The organism is Candidatus Sororendozoicomonas aggregata, assembly GCF_031528575.1.
In the GTDB taxonomy this organism is placed as follows: domain Bacteria; phylum Pseudomonadota; class Gammaproteobacteria; order Pseudomonadales; family Endozoicomonadaceae; genus Endonucleibacter; species Endonucleibacter aggregata.
The window spans coordinates 18,296-40,571 of sequence record NZ_JAVLSP010000025.1; the positions used below are offsets into that span (position 1 = coordinate 18,296).

General features: G+C 46.2%; 18 protein-coding genes and 1 tRNA gene. 6 read left to right on the plus strand and 13 right to left on the minus strand.

Annotation, left to right across the window (positions count from 1 at the left end):
- Positions 1-48 precede the first annotated feature (48 nt).
- Both V4C51_RS06945 and V4C51_RS06950 read left to right on the plus strand, forming a co-directional pair.
- Positions 49-1,572, plus strand: a complete 1,524-nt coding sequence (locus tag V4C51_RS06945) for a PhoPQ-activated protein PqaA family protein (protein ID WP_330925420.1) — start codon at positions 49-51, stop codon at positions 1,570-1,572.
- A gap of 113 nt (positions 1,573-1,685) precedes the next feature.
- Complete coding sequence (locus V4C51_RS06950) at positions 1,686-2,201, plus strand: GNAT family N-acetyltransferase (protein WP_330925421.1); 516 nt, start codon at positions 1,686-1,688, stop codon at positions 2,199-2,201.
- A 69-nt stretch (positions 2,202-2,270) separates the two neighbouring features.
- Here V4C51_RS06950 and phoR read toward each other — a convergent pair whose 3' ends face one another.
- The 4 genes from phoR to V4C51_RS06970 form a co-directional block, all read right to left on the minus strand.
- Positions 2,271-3,590 (minus strand): phosphate regulon sensor histidine kinase PhoR, encoded by a 1,320-nt coding sequence (gene phoR / locus V4C51_RS06955; protein ID WP_330925422.1) that lies wholly within the window; start codon positions 3,588-3,590, stop codon positions 2,271-2,273.
- 12 nt (positions 3,591-3,602) lie between these two features.
- Positions 3,603-4,292, minus strand: a complete 690-nt coding sequence (phoB, locus tag V4C51_RS06960) for a phosphate regulon transcriptional regulator PhoB (protein WP_330925423.1) — start codon at positions 4,290-4,292, stop codon at positions 3,603-3,605.
- A gap of 284 nt (positions 4,293-4,576) precedes the next feature.
- Entirely contained in the window at positions 4,577-5,428 is an 852-nt protein-coding gene (ubiA, locus tag V4C51_RS06965; protein ID WP_420797638.1) for a 4-hydroxybenzoate octaprenyltransferase, read from the minus strand.
- Between the two features lie 194 nt (positions 5,429-5,622).
- A complete protein-coding gene (locus V4C51_RS06970) occupies positions 5,623-6,174 on the minus strand; it encodes a chorismate--pyruvate lyase family protein (RefSeq protein ID WP_330925425.1) in 552 nt (183 codons plus the stop codon).
- 152 nt (positions 6,175-6,326) lie between these two features.
- Between V4C51_RS06970 and V4C51_RS06975 the strand changes: the two genes are divergently transcribed.
- Positions 6,327-6,494, plus strand: a complete 168-nt coding sequence (locus V4C51_RS06975; protein ID WP_330925426.1) for a rubredoxin — start codon at positions 6,327-6,329, stop codon at positions 6,492-6,494.
- An 81-nt stretch (positions 6,495-6,575) separates the two neighbouring features.
- On the opposite strand, the gene uhpC is transcribed toward V4C51_RS06975, so the two are convergent.
- From uhpC to V4C51_RS06990, 3 genes are all read right to left on the minus strand, one after another.
- Positions 6,576-7,925, minus strand: a complete 1,350-nt coding sequence (gene uhpC / locus V4C51_RS06980; protein WP_330925427.1) for an MFS transporter family glucose-6-phosphate receptor UhpC — start codon at positions 7,923-7,925, stop codon at positions 6,576-6,578.
- 892 nt (positions 7,926-8,817) lie between these two features.
- Positions 8,818-9,462, minus strand: coding sequence for a hypothetical protein (locus tag V4C51_RS06985; protein WP_330925428.1), 645 nt, complete (start codon positions 9,460-9,462; stop codon positions 8,818-8,820).
- 706 nt (positions 9,463-10,168) lie between these two features.
- Positions 10,169-11,020, minus strand: a complete 852-nt coding sequence (locus tag V4C51_RS06990; RefSeq protein ID WP_330925429.1) for a hypothetical protein — start codon at positions 11,018-11,020, stop codon at positions 10,169-10,171.
- 790 nt (positions 11,021-11,810) lie between these two features.
- On the opposite strand from V4C51_RS06990, the gene V4C51_RS06995 reads away from it, so the two are divergent.
- On the plus strand, positions 11,811-12,440 hold the full coding sequence (locus V4C51_RS06995; protein ID WP_330925430.1) for a hypothetical protein: 630 nt from the start codon (positions 11,811-11,813) through the stop codon (positions 12,438-12,440).
- A gap of 17 nt (positions 12,441-12,457) precedes the next feature.
- Positions 12,458-13,666 (plus strand): helix-turn-helix domain-containing protein, encoded by a 1,209-nt coding sequence (locus V4C51_RS07000; RefSeq protein ID WP_330925431.1) that lies wholly within the window; start codon positions 12,458-12,460, stop codon positions 13,664-13,666.
- A 975-nt stretch (positions 13,667-14,641) separates the two neighbouring features.
- Here the strand turns inward: V4C51_RS07000 and V4C51_RS07005 are convergent.
- The 6 genes from V4C51_RS07005 to mutY form a co-directional block, all read right to left on the minus strand.
- Positions 14,642-14,717: transfer RNA gene (locus tag V4C51_RS07005), tRNA-Phe, on the minus strand.
- A gap of 137 nt (positions 14,718-14,854) precedes the next feature.
- On the minus strand, positions 14,855-15,127 hold the full coding sequence (locus V4C51_RS07010; protein WP_330925432.1) for an oxidative damage protection protein: 273 nt from the start codon (positions 15,125-15,127) through the stop codon (positions 14,855-14,857).
- 99 nt (positions 15,128-15,226) lie between these two features.
- A complete protein-coding gene (locus V4C51_RS07015) occupies positions 15,227-16,684 on the minus strand; it encodes a protein adenylyltransferase SelO (protein ID WP_330925433.1) in 1,458 nt (485 codons plus the stop codon).
- Between the two features lie 101 nt (positions 16,685-16,785).
- On the minus strand, positions 16,786-18,045 hold the full coding sequence (locus V4C51_RS07020) for a peptidoglycan DD-metalloendopeptidase family protein (protein ID WP_330925434.1): 1,260 nt from the start codon (positions 18,043-18,045) through the stop codon (positions 16,786-16,788).
- A gap of 513 nt (positions 18,046-18,558) precedes the next feature.
- The gene (locus V4C51_RS07025; protein ID WP_330925435.1) at positions 18,559-19,491 is read right to left on the minus strand and encodes an acyltransferase; all 933 of its coding nucleotides are present in this window, start codon (positions 19,489-19,491) and stop codon (positions 18,559-18,561) included.
- 137 nt (positions 19,492-19,628) lie between these two features.
- The gene (mutY, locus tag V4C51_RS07030) at positions 19,629-20,693 is read right to left on the minus strand and encodes an A/G-specific adenine glycosylase (protein ID WP_330925436.1); all 1,065 of its coding nucleotides are present in this window, start codon (positions 20,691-20,693) and stop codon (positions 19,629-19,631) included.
- A 306-nt stretch (positions 20,694-20,999) separates the two neighbouring features.
- Between mutY and alr the strand changes: the two genes are divergently transcribed.
- The gene (alr, locus tag V4C51_RS07035; protein WP_330925437.1) at positions 21,000-22,118 is read left to right on the plus strand and encodes an alanine racemase; all 1,119 of its coding nucleotides are present in this window, start codon (positions 21,000-21,002) and stop codon (positions 22,116-22,118) included.
- Positions 22,119-22,276: the final 158 nt, after the last annotated feature.

Here is a 22,276-nt window from a genome sequence, read left to right on the forward strand (position 1 = left end):
GACCGTATAAATGTAATAGAAAAAACAGTTGAAATACAGGTGTTTCTCATGCGCCATCCCTTGTTGTTTTTATTGATCGTGTTACCACTTTGGAGCCACGCGCTAGCAGACAGTGGCAAAGCTATTGCGCAACAACCGAGCTATTTAAGGGAGCAGCCGGCTTGTAATGCTGCCAAGGCGTCTGATGCGGCGAGTGATGCCCTTGCCTGTTATATAAAAAAGCCTGAGCCTGATTATCAGTGGACATTAAAAAATACCACAACTGAACAGGTGGTTATTGATAAAAAATCACACACCATCACCCGCTACAGCCTCGAGCTTACCTCTTTGCGTTGGCCCCATGATAAAAAAGTGACCGTCGATCACCCCGTCTGGAAGCACCGGCTGACCTTATATGTGCCGGAAAAGGTCACGAAAGATACCGCCTTGTTTTTTATTGACAACGGTACGCTTTATACGCCGCCAAAGGTTGCTGAAGGGGCCAGGTCAGATGGGTTGTCTTTCGCGCGTATTGCGGCAAAAACCCAATCCGTTGCCATTGACCTTAAGGATATTCCCAATCAGTACCTGACATTTAGCGATAGCAAACCCTTGAAAGAAGATGCGTTGATTGCTTATACATGGGCCCGGTTTATGCTGGACCCCGATAAAAATGGTGAATGGCCACTGCGGTTCCCCATGGTAAAATCTGTTATCAGCGCCATGAATGCCACCGAGAGTTTTACACAACAACTGAAGCATCCTTTCAAACTTGAACACTTTGTAGTCAGTGGTGCGTCCAAGCGTGGATGGACAACCTGGATTGTTGCGGCGCTGGATAATCGCGTCTCAGCCGCTATTCCCCTGGTCGCGGATTTTATGAACCTGCCAGCGATGGTTGATCATCTCTTTAACGTCTACCAACAAGGTAACCCCGCTATCGCAGCCTATATGCCCCTGAGACCCATGATAGGTCAACCGGCTATGAACAAGCTCTTTAAGGAGGTTGACCCTTATCAGTACAGAAAGTCACTTACGCTGCCGACATTCTCTGTCACAGCATCGGGCGATAACTTTGTGCCATCTGATACCACACAGTTTTTCTTTTCGGATTTGCCTGGCAGAAAGTGGATGCGGGCACTACCTAACCAGAACCATTACATTTTCTGGAATAACGGCCCACAGACCAATAGCATAGTAGAGTCCTTTTATGGTGCCTTTATTGACGGGAATCCTTTACCTGACATCCAATGGCAATACGCCAAGGGCAAGCTGGTTGTTGAAAGCTCCATAAAGCCTAAAGCAGCTCAGCTTTGGCAGGCGGTAAACCCTGTATCAAGGGACTTCAGAAAAGTCGATGATAATGTGGGCGTTTCTCCTTTCAGGGCCAGTTCGGTGTTATTCACTGGCAAGACAACCTGGACTGCTAATGTAACGCTGTCCACGCCTAAAAAGGGGTGGCAGGCATCCTTTGTGGAAATGACATTCAATAATCCACCTTATGATGATTTAGTCTTCACTACGCGAGTGTTTGTAACGCCTGATGCCTATCCGAATCATCCGTCACCAAAAACCAAACAGGAAAAAAAATAGCTTTTATTGAACAGCGCGATATGCAGGAACGGCTTTTATTGGTATTGCGGCGAACTATTTGATAGCGTAAATGTCGAACAAGTGTTGATAACAGTAATTAACGAGTCAATATTATGCGAATTGTGGCGGAAACGCCTCACTTAATCATACGCACCTGGCAGGAATCTGACCTCCCTGATTACGCAGAACTTTTGGGGGATTCGATTGAGTCAACACGTTACAGTGAGCAGGGGCCTGATAGTCGTGCTGAAACAGATTTATGGCGATATCAGCTGGAGCAGGATGCTCATGGGTGGTCAAGGTGGGCTGTGGTTTATAAAGAAACCAATGAATTTATTGGCTATTGTGGTTTTGCTCCCTATCACCACGATGTGGAAATCAGTTGGCGCTTTCTGCCGGATTTTCGAGGCAAAGGGCTGGTCATTGAAGCCATTGAAGCGTTGGCTAAAGTGGGTTTTGAAACCCTGGGATTTGATAAGATCATTTCTTTTACCAGCCCCGATAACCTGGTTACCCAAGGTATTATGAAACAGGTGGGCATGACATTAGACCGTATTGAAGGCTGGAGCAGCTTTACTATTGCCAGATACAGCCTTTCCAAAGATTCGTCACCGGGAACACTCAGGTAGCCGCCCGGTTTCACCCTATTACCAATCTCACAGTAGTATTTAAGACTCATAATATTGGACGATAGTCGTTCACAAGGTGCTTAGCAACTTTATTCTGCTGCTGGGAAAGTGGCAGGTAAACCGGCTCCCTTTACCTGGAAAACTTTTAATACTCAGCGTTGCGTCATGCCTTAGCAATACATGCTTAACAATAGCCAGGCCAAGCCCGGTCCCCCCGGTACACAGACTTCGCCCTTTATCAATGCGATAAAAACGCTCAGTCAAGCGGGGGATATGGACAGGCTCAATACCCACACCGTCATCTTCAACAACCACTTTTCCTCCCTGCTTGGTCTTCTTGAACCTGATTTGAATACGCCCACCTGCCGGGGTATACCTCACAGCATTAAAGGCCAGATTGGATAAAGCGCTTCGTAGCTCGTTTTTATTACCTTCTATACATACACCGGACTCACAATCTAATGAGATCTGGTGCTGATGCTCACCACTTAATGACTGCGTGTCAGTGACTATTTTTTCCAGTAGTGATTTCAAGTCAACAGGCTCTGGATGGTCATTAGCAACGGATTCAAGCCGTGATAACAATAAAAGGTCAGCAACCAGGTTTTGCATACGTTGTGACTGTTCGTCCATGCGAAGGAGCGCTTTTCTCCACATGGGAGGGACATCGGCTTGCTCTTCTGACGCATCAATCAATGTTTCCAGGTAACCTGCAATGACTGTCAGTGGTGTACGCAACTCATGAGAAACATTGGCGACAAAGTCCTTTCTCATAATTTCCAGTTGGTTTAATCGGGTGATATCCCGAATAAGCAACAGCCGGTTACCAGCACCGTACAGGGTGGTATTAACCTGAAGATCCCTGTCGCCTTTTCCCGGAGAGGTGATTTCAATCGCTTCTTTATGAGCGTGTTTATTAATGTGCTCAGTAAACAAGGGGTCGCGCACCAGGTTAGTGATAAGCTGTCCTTGATCATCCGGTGATTTCAGCGCTAAAAAATCTTCAGCGGCCCGATTCCACCACTCCAGGTTGCCAAAACGATCCAGCATGACGATCCCGTCATCCAGTGCGGCAGTGGATTCCTGGATGCGTTCAACCACTTCCTTTAACCGATCCCGGGAGCTTCTGCGGTATTTTTGTACGCGGTAAATACCATCAAAAATAGCCCCCCAAAGGCCATGACTTTCAGGAGGGTCAAGCTCTTTTATGGCCGCTTGTTCAAGCCACCTTAGCAGATGGACTATGCGCGCCAGGGACCAGACCAACATCAATGCCAGCGCGCCTGTGACGCCAAGCAAACCCTGACCAAAACAATAACCCAGGCTAAAACCAGCGATCAGCCCCATGAAAACACGAATAAATAACGTTGATGCAGGGTAGATTGACACGTCAGACAACTCTTAGACTTTCGTTGAAAACCGGTACCCTGTTCCTCTGACCGTTTGAACAAAGCCTTCGTAGTCTTTTCCCAGGGCTTTTCTGAGACGGCGGATATGAACGTCAACAGTGCGTTCCTCAACATACACGTTGCCCCCCCATACCTGGTCAAGCAACTGACTTCTTGAATAGGCTCTTTCCTGGTGAGTCAGGAAAAATTGCAGCAGGCGGTATTCAGTAGGGCCTATCTCGGCAGGCGCGCCATTAACAGAAACACGATGGCTGACAGGGTCAAGTTCCAGTCCCTGGATAACAATTGCTGACTGGTCACTATTACTCAGTGCCCTGCGCAGTACGGCTTTTAAGCGCGCAACCAACTCACGGGGTGAAAAGGGTTTGGTAATATAATCATCAGCCCCGGTTTCAAGCCCCCTGATTTTATGATCCTCCTCTCCCTTGGCGGTCAACATGACAATGGGAATTTCCGCCGTCATTTCATCCCGCTTTAAGCGTCGCGCAAACTCGATACCTGAGATATTAGGCATCATCCAATCCAGTAAAATCAAATCAGGTTTCTGGTCAACCACTTTAGCATGGGCTTCACTCGCATCAGCGGCTTCAATGCACTCAAAGCCAGCCATCTTCAGGGTGAGACACACCATTTCACGGATAGCTGATTCGTCATCAACAACGAGGATGGTTTTTGCTGACATATCGTTTGCCTGTTAGCCATTGGTTTAAGTTAGAGGGTGTGTCATAAGCGGTCTTATTGTTTGCCCTCTGCTACCGCATCTCCCATTATTTTATTCAGGTTACGGTGCGGCCTCATGAGCTGTTTTGTCTTTTGCCTGGTCGCTTTTCAGACCCATCTAATGCAGACCGCAATAGTAGCATGACTTTTAAGACTGCTTCTGAGTTACTGAGTCCGTCGAGAGCCTGCGATATTATTACAGCCTTGAAATGTTACAAAAAGATTAAACTATAATTCTATTTAACATCATACGCCCAGGACTATTCCAAGAAAGATAATAGCCCCAATCCAATGATTATTTAAAAACGCCTTGAAACAGGCGTCCCGTTCGCGCCGGGCCGTGATGCTTTGTTGGTAAAAAAAAAGGGCGGAGGCTGCAACCAGTGCCAGATAATAGAATAGCCCTAACGTCAGTTTAACCCCCAGTACAATCAGTACCAGTAAAAACATTCCCTGCAATAGAGCAATGACACGAGTATCCCATTTGCCCAGTAAAATCGCTGTCGATTTAATGCCAATGCTGACGTCATCATCACGATCGACCATTGCGTACTGCGTATCATAGGCCACTGTCCATAACAGGTTGGCCACAAACAGGAGCCAGGTTTCCATAACTAAAGAACCACTTTCAGCGGCGTAGGCCATGGGAACGGACCAACCAAACGCCGCGCCAAGCACCACCTGCGGTAAATGAGTATAACGCTTTGCAAAAGGGTAGATAGTCGCTAACAACAGGCCGATCAATGATAAGCCAATAGTGAGCGGATTGGTGGTCAGTACCAGCAAAAAAGCCGGAAACACCAGAGCGGCAAAGTACGCCAGTGCCTGTTTTTCAGAAATACGCCCGGTTGCCAGTGGCCTGTCCGCGGTTCGTTTCACAAAGCCATCCACATGACGGTCAGCATAATCATTAATGACACATCCTGCACAGCGCATTAAAATCACGCCTGAAACAAATACCACAAGGTTGTGAAGGTGGGGCACGCCCCCGGCAGAAAGCCACAGAGACCATAAGGTAGGCCACAATAGCAGGTAAATGCCAATGGGCCTGTCCAAGCGGGTCAGGGCTATAAAATCCTTGAGAACAGTTGTATTCAATCGACTCATCCTGGTTATAAGCACTATGGAGCCTGTCGGACTTATGCTTTCGAGCATAAAATTCAGTAGGGCGAGTCAGAATTTTCGATCAATTTGCGCGAATAGTTGACCTATTTAAGCAAATTGATCGGAAATTCTGGCCGCGCTTTCTGGATTTCAGGCCGAAATTGTCTGAAGTCCGACAGGCTCCTATGTTAAGGGGTGAAGGATTTTACCGGCTCAGTTAGAAAAACCTCACACACACACAGGGGCGCGCCATTGAGAAAGAAAAGAGAGCGTCGCCCCCACACACTCTCTGAGAGGTTATCTTCTGCCATGAACTCAGCAAACTGACTGGCAGGCATGCAGCACAGTTCAATGGCACCCCGGCGGAGTTCTTTATTAGCGAAGAGAAAAGCACCCAAGGGCTTTTCCCCGAGTGTCAATAACCGCTGGTTGCCATTCTCCACCGTTGTCATAGGCAGAATGCTGCGGGCAAAGACACGGGGCTTGCCTTCACACACCAGTAATACTTCCCGGATACTCGCATCGTTACCCGCCGCACCTAAAAAATGACGCTCATCTTTAGTGGGCACACCCTTGTCCTGATGCAATACGTGTACGGCAAAGTCATTGCGGTGCGCTTGCTTCAGGCGCTCTGTGAGTGATCCTTCATCCAGTAACCATTCTTTCAGTGGGCTGGAGATATCAGCAGCTATACTGTGCGCAGGCAACCAGGGCATACTTTCATAATAATTGATAGGCATTCAGACGGACATTCCATAAAAAAGTGGTGCAGCTAAAAGGGAAGTTGGCACCATTCCAGTTAACTGCAGTACACTGCGATTTTATCAGAAAATCTGTGTACTACCCGCATGCGCAGTTTTTCTGACAACAAGCTGATTTTGGGGAGCGTACCATGAAGCTATGGCAATGCGTCGTTTGTGGCTTTATTTACGATGAAGCGAAGGGTTGCCCTGAAGAGGGGATACCCGCGGGCACGCGCTGGGAGGATGTCCCGGACGACTGGTGCTGCCCTGACTGTGGTGCTGGCAAACAAGATTTCGAAATGCGCGAAGTACAGTAAAGCCGCGTTTCAGAAACTTACGCTATACAAACTGCTCTCCAGAGTCATTAGACCCCGTGAATCTTTTTCTGCCTGTCGCCTTCAGTCTTCAGCAGGGGTCATGACTGTTTTTTCATAAGATGCCAAGCGTTTTACCCTGCAAAATGGCAGTAAAATAATAGCTGTAATGGTAGCGGCAACAGTAATAAGGGTGAAAAATCCTGACCATTGAAAAAGCTCAATGATTTTGGCCACAGGATAACCTGCCAGCGCTGCGCCAATGTATGAAAATAAACCAATAAACCCTGTTGCGGCACCGGCTGCTTCTTTGTGAGAGGTTTCAAGTGCCGTCATGCCTAACAGCATTTGAGGGCCAAAAATAAAAAAGCCTATAAAGAAAAACGAAGCAGCCTGCAAACTATAAGGGGCATGAGCGCTAAAGCATAAACTAATGGAGGACACCAGTACGCCTATGGAGAAAATAATCAGCATGGGGACACGCTCTCCCTGGAAAAACCTGTCAGAACCCCATCCCGCGACAATGGAACCCAGGAACCCCCCAATCTCAAAGCCAGTGACCGCAGCATTAGCCGTCACGAGGTCATAGCCACCCACTTCGATAAGGTACAGGTTGCCCCAGTCATTCATCGCGGTACGCACGATATAAACGAGGACAGAGGCAGCAGCCAGTAGCCATAATGGTTTGCTTTGCAATATATGACTTTTCAGTATCTCCCTGACAGGAAGTGGTCGGCTGTTATTGGCATGCTTTATCTCTAGCAGATCATTTTTCCACTGACCAATGGTAGGGAGTCCGAGGGTGCTCGGCTTGTCGCGCAATCGCCAGCAAACAAAAAGACCGAGAATGATGGCAATAATACCAGGGATGATCAGCCCATAGCGCCAGCCGTAATAGAGAGTGCATATGCCGACAAGCAGGGGAATCAAGGCGCCGCCGACGTTATGTGCGGTATTCCAGATAGCCCACCAGAAACCACGTTCGGAACGTGAATACCAGAAATTAAGCAGCTTTGAACAAGCAGGCCAGCCCCAACCCTGAAAAAAAGCATTTAACCCCCACAAAATACTGAATGCGACCAGAGAAGATGAAAAGCCAAAAAGGATGTTGGTGACTCCGGTGGCAATGAGGCCGACACCCATAAAATACCGTGGATTGGAGTGATCACTGATAATGCCGGAAAGAAATTTTGAACACCCGTAAATCACATAAAAGAGTGTCGCCAAAATACCAATATTGGTTTTATCCATGCCCAGATCAATAATCATGGCAGGCATGGCAAAGGTGAAACTTTTGCGGGTAAAGTAAAAAGCGGCATATCCCACAAACATTGTTATCATGATGTGCACACGCCAGTATCTATAATTTTGGTCTATCGTATCAGAATCAATGATTTCTTGTTGTACAGGTAATGATTTAAAGATTCCAAACATAAAATGACCGTTATTTATAATACCAATGTTCTGTTCTAACCAGGCTATTGCGCTGGTAAACTGTACAGAAATCGTGTGTTAAAATTCCCCGGAATTGCCCATGCTATTACGAGGCATTTTGCTTTGTCCTTTTGCCCAGCCTGCCCTGATCATTGTGCTAGGAGCCTGTCCGAGAATAGACTACCCTACTGCGGTTGCGATAAATTGGTCTAAAAATTCCTGCTTCTTCGTCAAATAGCCCCACTATTATCCTCAGAAGCAGAAATTTTTATCCTCAATTTCTCGTAATCCTCGCTACGGGCGCTATTCTCGGTCAGGCTCCTAGGAGCCTGTCGGACTTAAGACAATTTCGGCCTGAAATCCAGAAAGCGCGGCCAGAATTTCCGATCAATTTGCTTAAATAGGTCAACTATTCGCGTAAATTGATCGAAAATTCTGACTCGCCCTACTGAATTTTATGCTCGAAAGCATAAGTCCGACAGGCTCCTGGTCAGAAAAAGACCATCGGTATAATGATTCCTGCACATTGAGAGTGAACACCTTTGTTCACAATTGTGAATCAGTGTAGAAAACAATTGCCACTTTTGTTAAAAAATGTTGGTTCCGATTATGCGTGGTGCTTTTTAATTGTGGATTAGTGCCATTAGAATGATGGTATATAACGAATAAAAACTGATTCAAATCAAAAGAATAGAATCAGGCTCCTGATGAATTTACTGAAACGCTGGCAGAGCGACTTAGAAGCGCTTTTCTTGACTAATGGTGCTCCGCAGACCAGTAAAATCGGGAGAAGGAAGTGGTTAATTTTCTCAAGTTTTAGCGAACTCCCTGGACCCCATTAAGAGCCAATAAGGTTTCGCTGTGTCGGCCCCATGAACACTGTACCCCCTGATCAGCAGATCGTACGGAGGCTAAATTTCACATCAGCTTTCGAGTCGATGGAGAGGTCAGGCCAGCGAGACCATAGCGCTAACAACTGTTGTGGATCTTTATAACAAACATTTTCATTAAAACGTTTTTTGTCGTATACATGCGCAGAGGTCAGCATACTTTTCACGGTACTTTGCACAACGTCATCAATGGTATTGGCTTCAGCTTCACCGAGGATGGTATGAGCAATAAGATTGTCCCAAGTCATGTTGAGGGGAATCAATGCTATGCCAGACTTTACCTGGTAAGCATCGTTGACCTCTTCCATTAACCGATAGATAAAGTAAGCTTTACCCAACAGAGCTTCCAACTGGGCTTCTGTGGAAGACGACAGCAGGTTTTCTTCTGCAATGACCAAAAAAGGCGCAATGAAGTCCTTTATGCCACATGTTTTTTGTGTCTGAAATAAAATATTGAGGAATTCGGGGATATGTTCAATATAATCCATGGCAAACTGGAATAGCGCTTCTTCTGGATTTTCACCCGATACCTCAATGCTTTGATGCAAATCTTCCAACCTTGCCAGGGTGAGTTTAAACAGTTTATTGTCTATGGACTCCTGATGTTTTGCAAGACGAATCAAGTCGTTTATTGCCTTAAGATCCATCGGAATACCCCTTATTATTATGGACTTGTCTTACTCCGCGACATAATGAAGCATATTGTGGGTAGGAACACAAGTACAGCGTTAAAGTGAAATGGGGCTGAAAAAACAGACAGTAGTGAATGACCCATAACATGGGTTTACCTGAAAGCTTTCGGCTATGCTCAGTTGAACCTGAATTCAGCAAGGCTTTTAATGGGTTCCAGGGAGTTCGCTAAAACTTGAGAAAATTAACCACTTCCTTCTCCCGTTTTTACTGGGCTGCCAGCACCATTAGTCAAGAAAAGCGCTTCTAAAATAGCGGCTCCCTGGAATCCATTAAGAGCCTTTGCGCGAATAGTTGACCTATTTAAGTAAATTGATCAGAAATTCTGGCCGCACTTTCTCTCGCACTTTCTCGCACTTTCTCGCACTTCCCGGATTTTAGGCCGAAATTGTCTTAAGTCCGACAGGCGCCTAGTATTTTCTGAAATGCAGCTACCCTTAACTTAGAAGCAGTCTTAAAAGTCATGCCCCTACTGCGGCTACGATAAATGCGTCTGAAAAATCGCTTTTGTTCGTCAAATAGTCCCGCTATTCTCCTCACAAAAGCGACTTTTTATCCTCCATTTCTCGCAGTCCTCGCTACGGGCAGACTTTTAAGACTGCTTCTTACCATTTGAGCTGTTTAATGGTTGGAGGGGGACTTCACGGCTCCACTGGCTATTTCTTATAAAAAATCATCCTCTCCTTCATTTACGAAAGGTTTATCAATGTCATCAATCTCTTCAAGCCCTTTGTAATAATCTTGAAAATCAGGTAATGCTTGTTTAAAAAAAAATATCTTGGATTGTAAAGCTATTTCCTCACAAAAATCTTTTGGTGACTTGGCGTCCAGTTTTTCCCTTTTGATTTCTTTTATTTTATTTGTCCATTTATTGGATTTTTCAATCATTCTAAAATGATATAAGGCTAAAGGTGCACAAATATTGAACCAGGGGTCAATAACTATAGGTTCGTCAAAGATGCCTTTGGCTCGTAAATCACCACTAATATGTAATATATTTTTTTCCCTGTAATTGTCTAAATCAACCTCTGAGATTAATAGAACAAATGTATGAGCAGAAGCAAGGGCAGAGCTGTTTGGATTTTGTTTATTAGAAGCTATACCAATAAAGATATTTCTCATTCCATGTATATACGAAAAATAAACGGCCAGCGCAGAATAAATCCTACTGTCTGTAGCAGTAGCTCCACCGAGGTCTTCTCTTAAATAAGCTATTTTTTTACTAATTATTTGACAGCCTAAATCATAAAATGACGTATGATTATGAAATTTTTCAACTGATTTTGTTGTTATTACACTAGCAAAATGGGCGTTGGTATTTCTCTTTTCCTTTTTGATCAAAAACTGTTGCCGGTGCTCCAAATTATCAGCACCCCATTCTTCACTATCTTCAGGATATGGACCATACATTTTATCTGGTGTTTTGAAGCCATCATAAAAAAAACTCCTTACTTGTTGAAGAATACTCCTCCCAGTATTCCAAATCTCTATGCGTTGTAAAGGTGTTGACGGCATAAAAAACCCCTTAAACAAGATTCTTTCCCTGAAAATAATGTTTAATCTGATTGAACTTTCAATACTGCGGACAGTTTTAGACAGTCTGGTGTCTGATGCTACAAGGTCTACAACTCAAGGGGATGATTTTATAGTAACTCAACGGTAGGCGTGAGTTACCATAAAATAACGATACACCTTCGGGCCTTTGGCAGCCGTGGGCTTTAAGCATCAAAAACTGTCCGCAGTATTGACTTTGACAATCAGAGCGATCTTAACATCATTGCAGCCACTCAAGAGCCTCTCAAGCCCTTGTCAGCGATGAGCAAAGAATTATCTTAAGATATGTATAGCACATGACAGCGAATCACTCTGGCTCTACCGGAGGCTATAACCCTTAAGCCTCAATTCAGGTTTAGAGCCAGCCGGATCTGTTTGCTGCCCTTTGGAACTGGCTGGATGAGCAAATCGCCGACCGTGTCCCGGAGAAAATATCCAAGAAAACCATCCTGCATATGAACGACGTATGACGTACTACTTTGTACAACTACCGCTACCGCATCAACACCGGTCAGACAAAGCCGCTGGTGGGTAGTAAGGGGATCTGTGAGCTACCTGGGGTGCTAGGCGAGTTTTGATTACAGTTACATGAAGTGGGTCAAATGGACAATGGAGGTTTGTAATGACCTTGATCGGGAAGAGTTAGTTAGCATAGTGGTAGAAAAAACAACAAAAAAGCTGCCTTATAATTTCAAAACGAAAAAAATTAGGGCATAATTCGTGTTAACATGTCATGAATAAGGTCGATATCATGAATAGGAATAAGTTTCTAGCCTTTATCAGACGGCAAATCTCAGAAGATGTCGCACAAAAATTATCTGATGAAATCTATGCTGCATACGCCAGAGCTCAAGTGCTGTCAAAGGAAGAAATCAAAGCGCTGGGTCATGAAAGAATGCGTGGTTACATGCGAAGAGACTTTGTTAATGATGTGTTAGCTCAGTTGGGGGAAGCCAGGCATACTAATCCGAAGGGGGAAAAATACGGATTACTTCAATTCAACGATGTAAATATGCTTGCTTTCTGTGTTGATCCCACGCGCCCAGAGCGGCCAGCCAACTATAAGAAAGAACTGGCAGAAATGAACAGGGTATTAGAGCCGGCAATTCCAGACTTGTTTGACCCTGATTCAGAACTAGTGAGATCTTCGCTCCATACGTGTTTGATGGTTATCAATCCCAAGTGCGGAGAAGGAGACCCGAGGCATCCAAGGGATATACTATTGGTAGTACCCTATACTAATCGCAAGGGATTCCATTTACAGGTAAGGTTGAGAGACTGGCTGGAATCCTATAAAGATGATGTGGCTGAGCCTGTTGACCCTTGGCCTACCTTTCGTAAAGAAATACTTGAAACTGAAAAAGATGATCAGGAAGACTGATTATATGAGGCTTTGATATGCGTACTGGTATTGCAGGGTTCCAGCCGGAGCGGTTGAAACAGGCTCGGCAGGTGGTGGGCATGAATAAAACTGTTCTAGCAGACAAGATTGGACGCAGTGTTAGCACTGTGTCCAAATGGGAGAGTGGGCAGCAATCCCCTGAAGCATTGGCACTGGCATCGTTGTCGAAAATTTTTCAGTTGCCTATGCACTGGTTTACACAACCCGTTCAAAGCTGTCGTGATGGTACTCACTTTTTTAGAAGTAATACCAGTACGACAATATCTGCCAGAAAGGTCGCAGAAGTTCGTTTGCAATGGTTGCAAGAGCTGTCTTTGACCTTTCAAAAGTGGATGAATTGGCCTCAGTTGAAGTTGAACCCGTTAAAGGAAACGGATTTATTTCAAATTTCAGACGAACAAATTGATGATCTGGCAGAGTCTTGTCGGGCGCATTGGGGGTTGGGGCAAGGGCCAATAGGTAATGTCATTCAAGCGATGGAAAGCGCTGGAGTGGTCTGTGCTCGTGATTCTATTGGGCACCTCAAAATGGATGGCGTATCTACCTGGCATGAACTTGAAGGTAGGCCCTATGTGTTTATTGTTGCAGATAAGGCTAATGGCATTCGTAATAGGTTTGACGCCGCACATGAGCTAGGACATTTACTTATGCACAGACATATAGATAAAGAGTCTTACGAAAAAAATTATGCCCTTATTGAAGAACAAGCTCATCGATTTGCTGCCGCATTTTTGATGCCTGAAAAATCATTCATTCGTGAAGTCAGAAGAGTAACACTTGACGATCTATTAGCTTTGAAAGCCAGATGGAAGGTTTCTGTAGCTGCAATGATCACCCGTTGCTATCAACTGAATCTCATTGATGAAAATGATAAAGTTCGCCTATTTAAAAGCCTTTCTGCCAGGGGATGGAGGAAAAAGGAACCGTTGGATAATGTTATTCAGCCAGAGGAGCCAAAATTACTTGGTCGTGCAGTTCATATGATTGTTACTCACGGTCTTTACACCAAGGATGCCTTATTGAACGAGTTATCTTTTGATGCTCACAATCTGGAAAGGCTTTGCGGATTGGTTCCTGGCTACTTTATGGACATTAATGATACAGGTAATGTTGAGCTAATCAATTTCAAGCCTAGGTATCGCAAGCCTACCTCGGGACAATCTCAAGTTATTGCTTTTGAAAGAAACAACAGACAGAGCAAATAAAAGACTTGTAAAAAACACTGATTAAAGCCGCAGGTGTTTATTACCTAAAACCTCACTCTGGAAAAAGATGTGGGTTTTTTATTGCTTTTCGAAAGGCAATATCAGCTTTATCCGTTTCCGAAAGAGTACTCCCGCTGAGCCAGGCGGGCGGTGAATTTCGTCTAACATTCTGCTAATATCCACTGCGTCGTTGAAGACCTGCCCTCGGGCAGAGGGGAAGTAAAGTCTGTGGAGTTAATGTAAGTCCCTCGTGGCTGTAACGTGGAAGCAGAAACCTGCGTAAACTCGCAAGAAAGTAACGCCCCAGTAATGGGAATCCTTCAGCGTCCTGGCTGGGGGAGGATATCAAAAGAATGAATAACAGCAGAGTAGAGAAACGGTATCGCCTCAGTCTCATAAGCTGAAGTTAGCTGGTTCAACCCGAGCCCCGCACCCTTTGTGCCTTGCCCGGTTATCTTTCCCGACCGGGTGAAGCCAATAATTAAGACCGTGCCCATATTTGAAAAAAAGTCACAAGCCAGGCTTGGGTACCTGCTATCCTGATCTGCTGCAATTAATGAATGAAGTGGTCAATAAATACGACATTTCTACTATTTTTGGAAACCTTGCAGGAGTTGCCTCAACTAGGAGCCTGTCCGAGAATAGACTACCCTACTGCGGTTGCGATAAATTGGTCTGAAAATTCCTGCTTCTTCATCAAATAGCCCCACTATTATCCTCAGAAGCAGAAATTTTTATCCTCAATTTCTCGTAATCCTCGCTACGGGCGCTATTCTCGGTCAGGCTCCTAGAAGGGCTAAACCAACAGTGTAATGACCATATATGCGCATTGAGGGGGCTTGAGGAAGTATTGGAAGACAACTAAACAGAGGCCAAAGGTGTTCCAGAGGTGTCCCTGAAGCAGGAGATGCAAAATTTCAGGCACAAAAAAAGCACCTTGGTACTACCGTAGGTGCCTTATTTATAACGCAAACATGGTGCCCGGAGGCGGAATCGAACCACCGACACGAGGATTTTCAGTCCTCTGCTCTACCGACTGAGCTATCCGGGCGTCTCTGCGATGGCTTCTCGCTAAGAACGAAGCGTATTAAACGGATTTCCTCGCCCTGAGTCAAGCATCATTATGAAAAAAAACAGAATTTCTTTTCTACAGCAGCATGATGAATGACTGCGCCTGTTGATAAAGGATTACTCGCGCTCGGGAACATAGCCATCGGCCTGGTCTACAGCTTCATCCGCGAAGTATTTGTCCATTTGCGCCATTAAGTAGTCGCGGGTTTCCCTATCCAGCAGGTTCAGGTGTTTTTCGTTGATCAGGCGGGTTTGGTGTACCTGCCAGGCTGTCCAGGCTTCCTGAGAGATATTTTCATAGACCCATTGTCCTTTAGGACCAGGTAGCGGGGGCGTGAGAAGTCCTTCTGCTTCTTTTTTCAGTTTGACACAATGAACGGTACGAACCATGGTATTCTCTCATCCGATTAATGGTGTATGTTCTGCCCACACTCTTTGTTGGCAACAACTTGCAACGATTTGCAACAATAAGATCATTTTCCACAGGCATCAGGATGAGCAGGATACCTGCACCTGCAAGACCCCTGCTGGTGGACTATTGGCATAATGTGCATTGTCAGGCTGTTCGTCAAACGGTTTTTTTAACATCAGCATCAGCCGTTCAACCTCTGAAAAATCACCGCCTTCCGCCAGCTCAATGGCCTGCTGTGCCAGATGATTCCTTAAAATGTATTTTGGATTTACCTGTTTCATCTGATAGCCACGCGCCGTGTCTGACACGGTTTCTTTTTGCAAGCGCTGCGCATAAGTCTTTAACCACTGTGCCATAGGGCGGGTGTCCACAACAGAGGTGAGCGCATGGTTAACAGCCCCTGGTACAAAATCACACAGTGCCCGAAAAAAACGCGTATAGTCACACTGGCTATGTTGCAGGGCGCTCAGTAGCTGTTTTATCAGCTGGTCATCGCTATTTTGGGGTAACACCAGTCCCAGCTTTTGTCGCATAAAAAGCGTGTAATAGTATGAATAGCGTTCCGGGTACGTGTTAAGTGCTTCCTGAAGCGTATCAGGCTGATTGTTAAACAGTGGCATCAGGGCAGAGCCAAGGCGGCCACAGTTCCAGTAGCTGACGTCGGGCTGCTCACCAAAGGCATAGCGGCCCTGATGATCGGAATGATTACAAACAAACTGCCAGTCGAAGCTGTCCAGAAAACCAAAGGGGCCGTAGTCAAGCGTGTCGCCAGTAATGCTCATATTGTCGGTATTCATCACGCCGTGAGCGAAACCGGCGGCCTGCCATTGCGCGATTAGCTTTGCGGTTTTGTTCAGTACTTCAGCAAACCATAATTGATAGGCGTTTTTCTGCCCCTTTAAATAGGGGAACAGGTGATCAATGATGTAATCTGCCAGTGTTTTGAGGGCCTTGTGCTGCCCAGTGTAATTGAAATACTCAAAGTGCCCAAATCGGACATGCGTCCTGGCGAGCCTGAGGAGGGTTGACCCACGCTCTTGCCGCTCACGGTACACTGGCGTATCACTGGTAACGACGCACAATGCCCGTGTTGAAGGAATCCCCAGATGGTACATGGCTTCAGAGCACAGATATTCCCGAATACACGATCGCAGTACCGCACGCCCATCACCAAAGCGAGAGTAGGGGGTTGGCCCGGCACCTTTGAGGTGCAAGTCCCATTTCTCACCCGCTTTATTTCTGACCTCTCCCAGCAGGAGTGCCCGGCCATCACCAAGCTGAGGGGAGTAGCCACCAAACTGGTGGCCGGCATAGACCATTGCCAAAGGTTCAGTGCCCGGGCAGAGGGCGTTGCCTGAGCAAACTGCGATTAACTCGGACTTTATGCCTTCCAGGGAAGGCATATCAATTAAGGCAGCAGCCTCAGGGCTATAGCTGACCAGCTCAGGATTCACCAGGGGCAGTGGTGATTGGTGGGTATAAAAAACATCAGGTAGCCGGGCAAACGTATTATCAAAGTGATGGGCATCGAGCACAAATCTACCTCCTTGAGTGAGTAGAAAGGCACCTATTCTAACGGACTTTTTACGGACTTTTTACGGGCTTTTTACACGCTACTGTGGCTGCTGATGATCATTTAACGGTGCGGGATGTCCTGTATGGCTAGTAGTGTATGATCGTTCTTATCCATTGCTGCCACCCTCTGAGAAATCGTGGCTTGAAATAAGGCCAATGTTTTACCTGTCAGACTTCGATGTAAAGGGATCGCTGCCAGCATGGCATTCACAGGATGACCATTGATGCGCAGTTCATAGTGCAGGTGCGGACCTGTGCTTCGCCCTGAATTCCCGGTCAGGGCAATTCTTTCACCGAGCCTGACGGCATCACCCGGTTTAACCAGCACTTTTGATAAGTGGTAGTAACGGGTGACATAGCCATTGTAATGCTCAATGATCAGATAATGCCCCGCGTATTTCTGGATGCCTTTACCCTTGACGATGCCGTTGGCCGGAGCGAAGACCGGCGTATCAATAGGTGTAGCGAAGTCGGTGCCGTAATGAGGGCTTACCAGGCCAGTTACCGGATTGACTCTATGAAGATTAAAGGGAGAGCTGACTCGGAAACGGCCTTTCAGAGGCTCGCGAACAAAGCCAGGCTCAACCCCTTTTCCTTTTGCATCATAATAGTAACCGTCTGAATACAGGTATAAAGCGGTTTTAATACGTTGACCATTAACTCTCAGCGCTTCAATTGTGGGGGAGTAGAGTTTGCCGTCAACTTCATCCGAGGCAATCAGCACATCGACCTCATCACCGTGGCGTAATTCTTTTCTGAGATTGTGGTATTTTCCCAGTAATAGGCCGGCTTTGTTCGCTAAATTGGCTGGAACCCCCTCACTCATTATGGTTCTGATCAGGCTGCCGATTACTTTGCCCTTATAGATCTGATAGACACGCGTGATTGACCTAGCGGAAAAAAAATCATTTTGTCGTTTAATTAACAGTTTGCGATTGCGGTTTAAAGGGATTGCTAACCACTGCAGGTGGCCATGGTTGCCTTTCAAATATTGCAAGGTTTCGCCCGGCGACAGTTGATTCAGGTTAATATATTTTTTGACCAGTTTGGTGATGGTTATTATCTCTGTTGGGGTAATGCCTAACTGTTTTATACCCAGCGCGCTGAAATTATCACCTGATTTGATCGTGTAGGTATTCCACTGAGACCTGGCAGGTACACTGCTTGCCTTATAAGACAGTGTACTGCCGTTAACACGATGTTTGACGATATCTGAGGACATGACATGTGTAGACGATACAGGTTTTTTCACCTGGAAAAAGGCGGTGCTCACAGAGACAGGTATCACCAGCAGGAGCTGTAATAGAATACACTTTTTCATAATGGGTATTTAACAGTTATGCTGGTAATTAAAAAAAGAATGATCCTTTACTATAGATGCCAGTTGCCAGTTTTCCAGTAAGAAATCAGCAAGAAAGAGTGGGGCTTTTGCCAAGGAGCCTGTCGGACTTATGCTTTCGAGCATAAAATTCAGTAGGGCGAGTCAGAATTTTCGATCAATTTGCGCGAATAGTTGACCTAATTTAAGTTAAGCAAATTGATCGGAAATTCTGGCCGCACTTTCTCGCACTTTCTCGCACTTTCTCGTACTTTCTGGATTTCAGGCCGAAATTGTCTTAAGTCCGACAGGCTCCAGGGATCACCGTCATTGATTGAACGTCACGCTCGGCAAATTCCCCTGAAGCGGCATTCAACGGCTGAATTCAGGATAAAAATCGATGTTGAGAGGCGAGTAAGCCACACTGGCTAGAGCCGGTGGGTTAGCATGGCTGACGGGCCCGGCAGAGGCATTGGGCGCGTCGTACTTCAAGCCTGAATGACTCCAGGTGAGTGCTTATTGATAGAGCCCTACCTTACTTGCTTTTTCTGCCTGCGCTTGTTTTTCCATCATCAGCAACCGCTTGTCTTTTTCTTCCCACAGTTGATTGACCCACTGTTGAAATGCTTGCCGAAAGTCAGCGTCACCCTGGTAGTCCTTGCCAATAAACTCAGCAGGTATTTTTTTCTTTTCAATGTGGATATGAACCGAAGAGATGCGACCACACAGAAAGTCCCAAAAACTCAATGCATTGTGGTCGTAGTACAGGGTCAGGTTAAGCATGCTGTTGAGCTGATCCCCCATGGCACTGAGAACATGGCCTATGCCGCCGGCTTTTGGCTTTAACAAGGTGCGGTAGGGGGAGCATTGTTTTTGATGCTTGCCATCGGTAAAGCGGGTTCCCTCCAGAAAATTAACAATGGAAATGGGAATATCTTTGAACTTTGCGCAAGCCTGGCGGGTGGTTTCAAGATCCTTACCCTTTTTTTCGGGGTGCTTCGCCAGATAGGCTTTGCTGTAACGCTTCATAAATGGGAAGTCCATAGCCCACCAGCACAAACCAGCCACGGGCAGCCAGATCAACTCTTGTTTAATGAAAAATTTCATAAACGGCGCTTTCTTATTCAACACGTGTTGCATAATAGTGATGTCGGCCCAGCTCCGATGATTGGCAGTGATCAGATACCAGCCCTTTGGGTTCAGTACTTCCAGACCTTCCACACGTAAGTTCATGGCTTGTGTCAGTTTCATCCAGCCTGAATTAATCGTTATCCATAGTTCCGCGATTTGATTTGCTGCTTTGCCCATGGCCAGCCGGAATGAGGGAACAGGCACAATCAGCTTGAGTAATGCACAGACAAGCAAAGGGATACTCAACAGCAGTGTATTGAGGATGAGCAAACTGGCAGCAATAAGTCCTTTGAGGGTAGAGGGCAGGAATGACAGCATATTTTATGGGTACCTGACGAATATCTATAAATCAGCAGCCAAGTTTACCTTGCTGTCCTGGCTAACTCTATAGACAGCATTACTATTAAGAAACTTTACTTGTTTTTTGTCGGCTACTGCCTGCTGAAGATTTATCATTATAGACTGGCTTTGAGCTTTTTCATCAGACGAGTTACAGGTGCTGCCAGCCCCAATTCCAAAGGGTTCTCCAGTTGGTACCAACGCCACTTCCGGGCATCATCCAGGCGCACGTGAGCTTTGCTGGAAAAGGCTTTGATAGGCGTAATATCAAGATGATAGTGACTAAAAGTGTGGCGAAAGGGGCGCCAATGCTCCAGTTGCCGCAAGGGCAGCTTTATCGTTACAGCAGTATCTATAGTCATTGCGCCTTTATCTGGGGCCGAGGTTTCAGGAAAACTCCATAAGCCACCCCAAACACCTGTGGAAGGGCGCTTTTGGAGCAATGTTTCACCCTGTTCGTTTATGATCATCAGCATGCTGACAGATTTTTCAGGCAGTGTTTTTTTAGGTTTACGGCCGGGGTATTGGGCTTGGTTTCCAGCCTGGTTAGCCAGACAATCCTCCACCAGAGGACAGGCAGAACAGAGGGGGTTGGTGCGGGTACAAACCATGGCGCCAAGGTCCATCATGGCTTGTGTATAATCGCCTGTCCGCGTATCAGGGGTCAATTCATCAGCAATTGCCCATAATTTTTTGGTGACAGACGATTTTCCCGGCCAGCCGGGAATAGCTTTAACGCGAGAAAGCACCCGCTTGACGTTGCCATCAAGAATCGGCGCCCGGATACCCATTGAAATGGACGCAATGGCACCTGCTGTGGATAAACCAATACCGGGAAGAGTAACCAGTGCCTGCACTGATGGGGGGAATTGTCCATTAAATTCACTGACAATTTGTTTAGCCGCCTTATGGAGATTACGGGCACGACTGTAATACCCCAGACCACTCCAATAATGGAGCACATCGTCTTCTTCAGCGCTTGCCAGAGTAGCCACATCACAGAAGCGCCGCATAAAACGCTGGAAGTAGGGAATGACCGTCGCAACCTGTGTTTGTTGCAACATAATTTCACTGACCCAAACACGATAAGGCGTAATCGTTTCCTGCCAGGGTAGCTGTTTGCGACCGTGTTGATCAAACCAGTTGAGCACAGTTGTACTAAATGAAGTCTCCAGAGACATAAATCACTAGCTATGCATAAATAAAGAAGAAGCATACCAGAGGTGCGGGCATTCTCAATGTTTCTTAGGGCCGTTCGCGTCTATTCCCGCTTTCTTTGGTGGGGGTCTGACGCAAGCTTCCATAAGGAAGGCAGTCAACGTATATTTTTCTAAATGATTCAGTTATTACTATCAAGATATGGACTTTCACTTATACCCGGTATCATATATTCAGTAATGTAATTAATATAATCACATAAAGAGCGCTCGGGTATTTAATGATAGCATGGACATCGTAAACTTCGATACAGGGGGAGCCTGACACTAATGAGTCGGCCTGCAAAAGCAATTATAAAACTGGACGCCTTGAGAGCTAACTACCAGCTGGCTAAAGACCTTACCCAAGGTCAGGTTGTGGCGGTTGTCAAAGCAGATGCTTACAGCCACGGAGCAATACAATGCGCTCAAGCCCTTTCCAGACAGGCAGACGCGTTTGCTGTAGCCTGTATTGAGGAGGCTCTGGAGCTACGTAAAAATGGGATTAACCACCCCATTGTCATATTAGAAGGTTTTTTCGAACCCGCCGAAGTTGATCAAATTCAATACTATCAGCTCGATAGTGTTATTCACTGCCATGAACAGCTGGCTATACTGGAGCGTAGCCGTCTCACTCACCCCATTCGCGCCTGGCTGAAAATGGACTCGGGCATGGGACGGGTAGGGTTTATGCCCCATGAATACAGGCAGGTGTGGCAACGGCTTAATGCCATCGAAAAAGTAAAAGACATTGTCTTGATGACTCACTTGGCTTGCGCCGATGAAGTGGGTATCAGACACACGGTTGAGCAGTTGGAAGTCTTTGAAAAGGCAACATTGGGGCTACCCGGCGAACGAAGTATTGCCAATTCAGCAGGGATAGTTGCTTTCCCAAGAGCTCATAGCCAGTGGAATCGACCCGGATTGATGTTATACGGTGTATCCCCTTTTCCGAACAGCCACGCCATTGAGCAGCGTTTAAAACCCGTGATGGAATTACGCTCCAGGATTATCAGTATTAAAGATATTGCAGTGGGCAGTTCAGTGGGGTACGGCAGTAACTGGGTTGCCAGTCGAGCTACTCGCCTGGGTATTGTTGCTATTGGCTATGGCGACGGCTACCCAAGGCATGCGAAAAACAATACGCCAGTGTGGATCAATGGTCAGCGGGTTCCCCTTGTCGGGCGCGTTTCCATGGATATGATCACTGTCGACCTGACTGACCTGGATAACCCCTGTGTCGGAGACGGTGTCGTGTTATGGGGAGAACCATTACCCATCGAAGAAATTGCACGCTGTGCCGATACGATTCCCCACCAACTGTTATGCAACCTCAACCGTGTACCTGTCGCGTATTCCAGTGTGGCGCATATACAGGGAACAGAAGACCCGGTGTCAGAGTCAGCCTGATAAACCGGGGCTAGGAGCCTGTCCGAGAATAGACTACCCTACTGCGGTGGCAGCAAATTGGTCTAAAAAGCCGGAAATTTTTAGCAAATAGAACCACTATTCACTAAAAATTTCCGACTTTTTATCCTCAATTTTCTGCCATCCTCGCTACGGGCGCT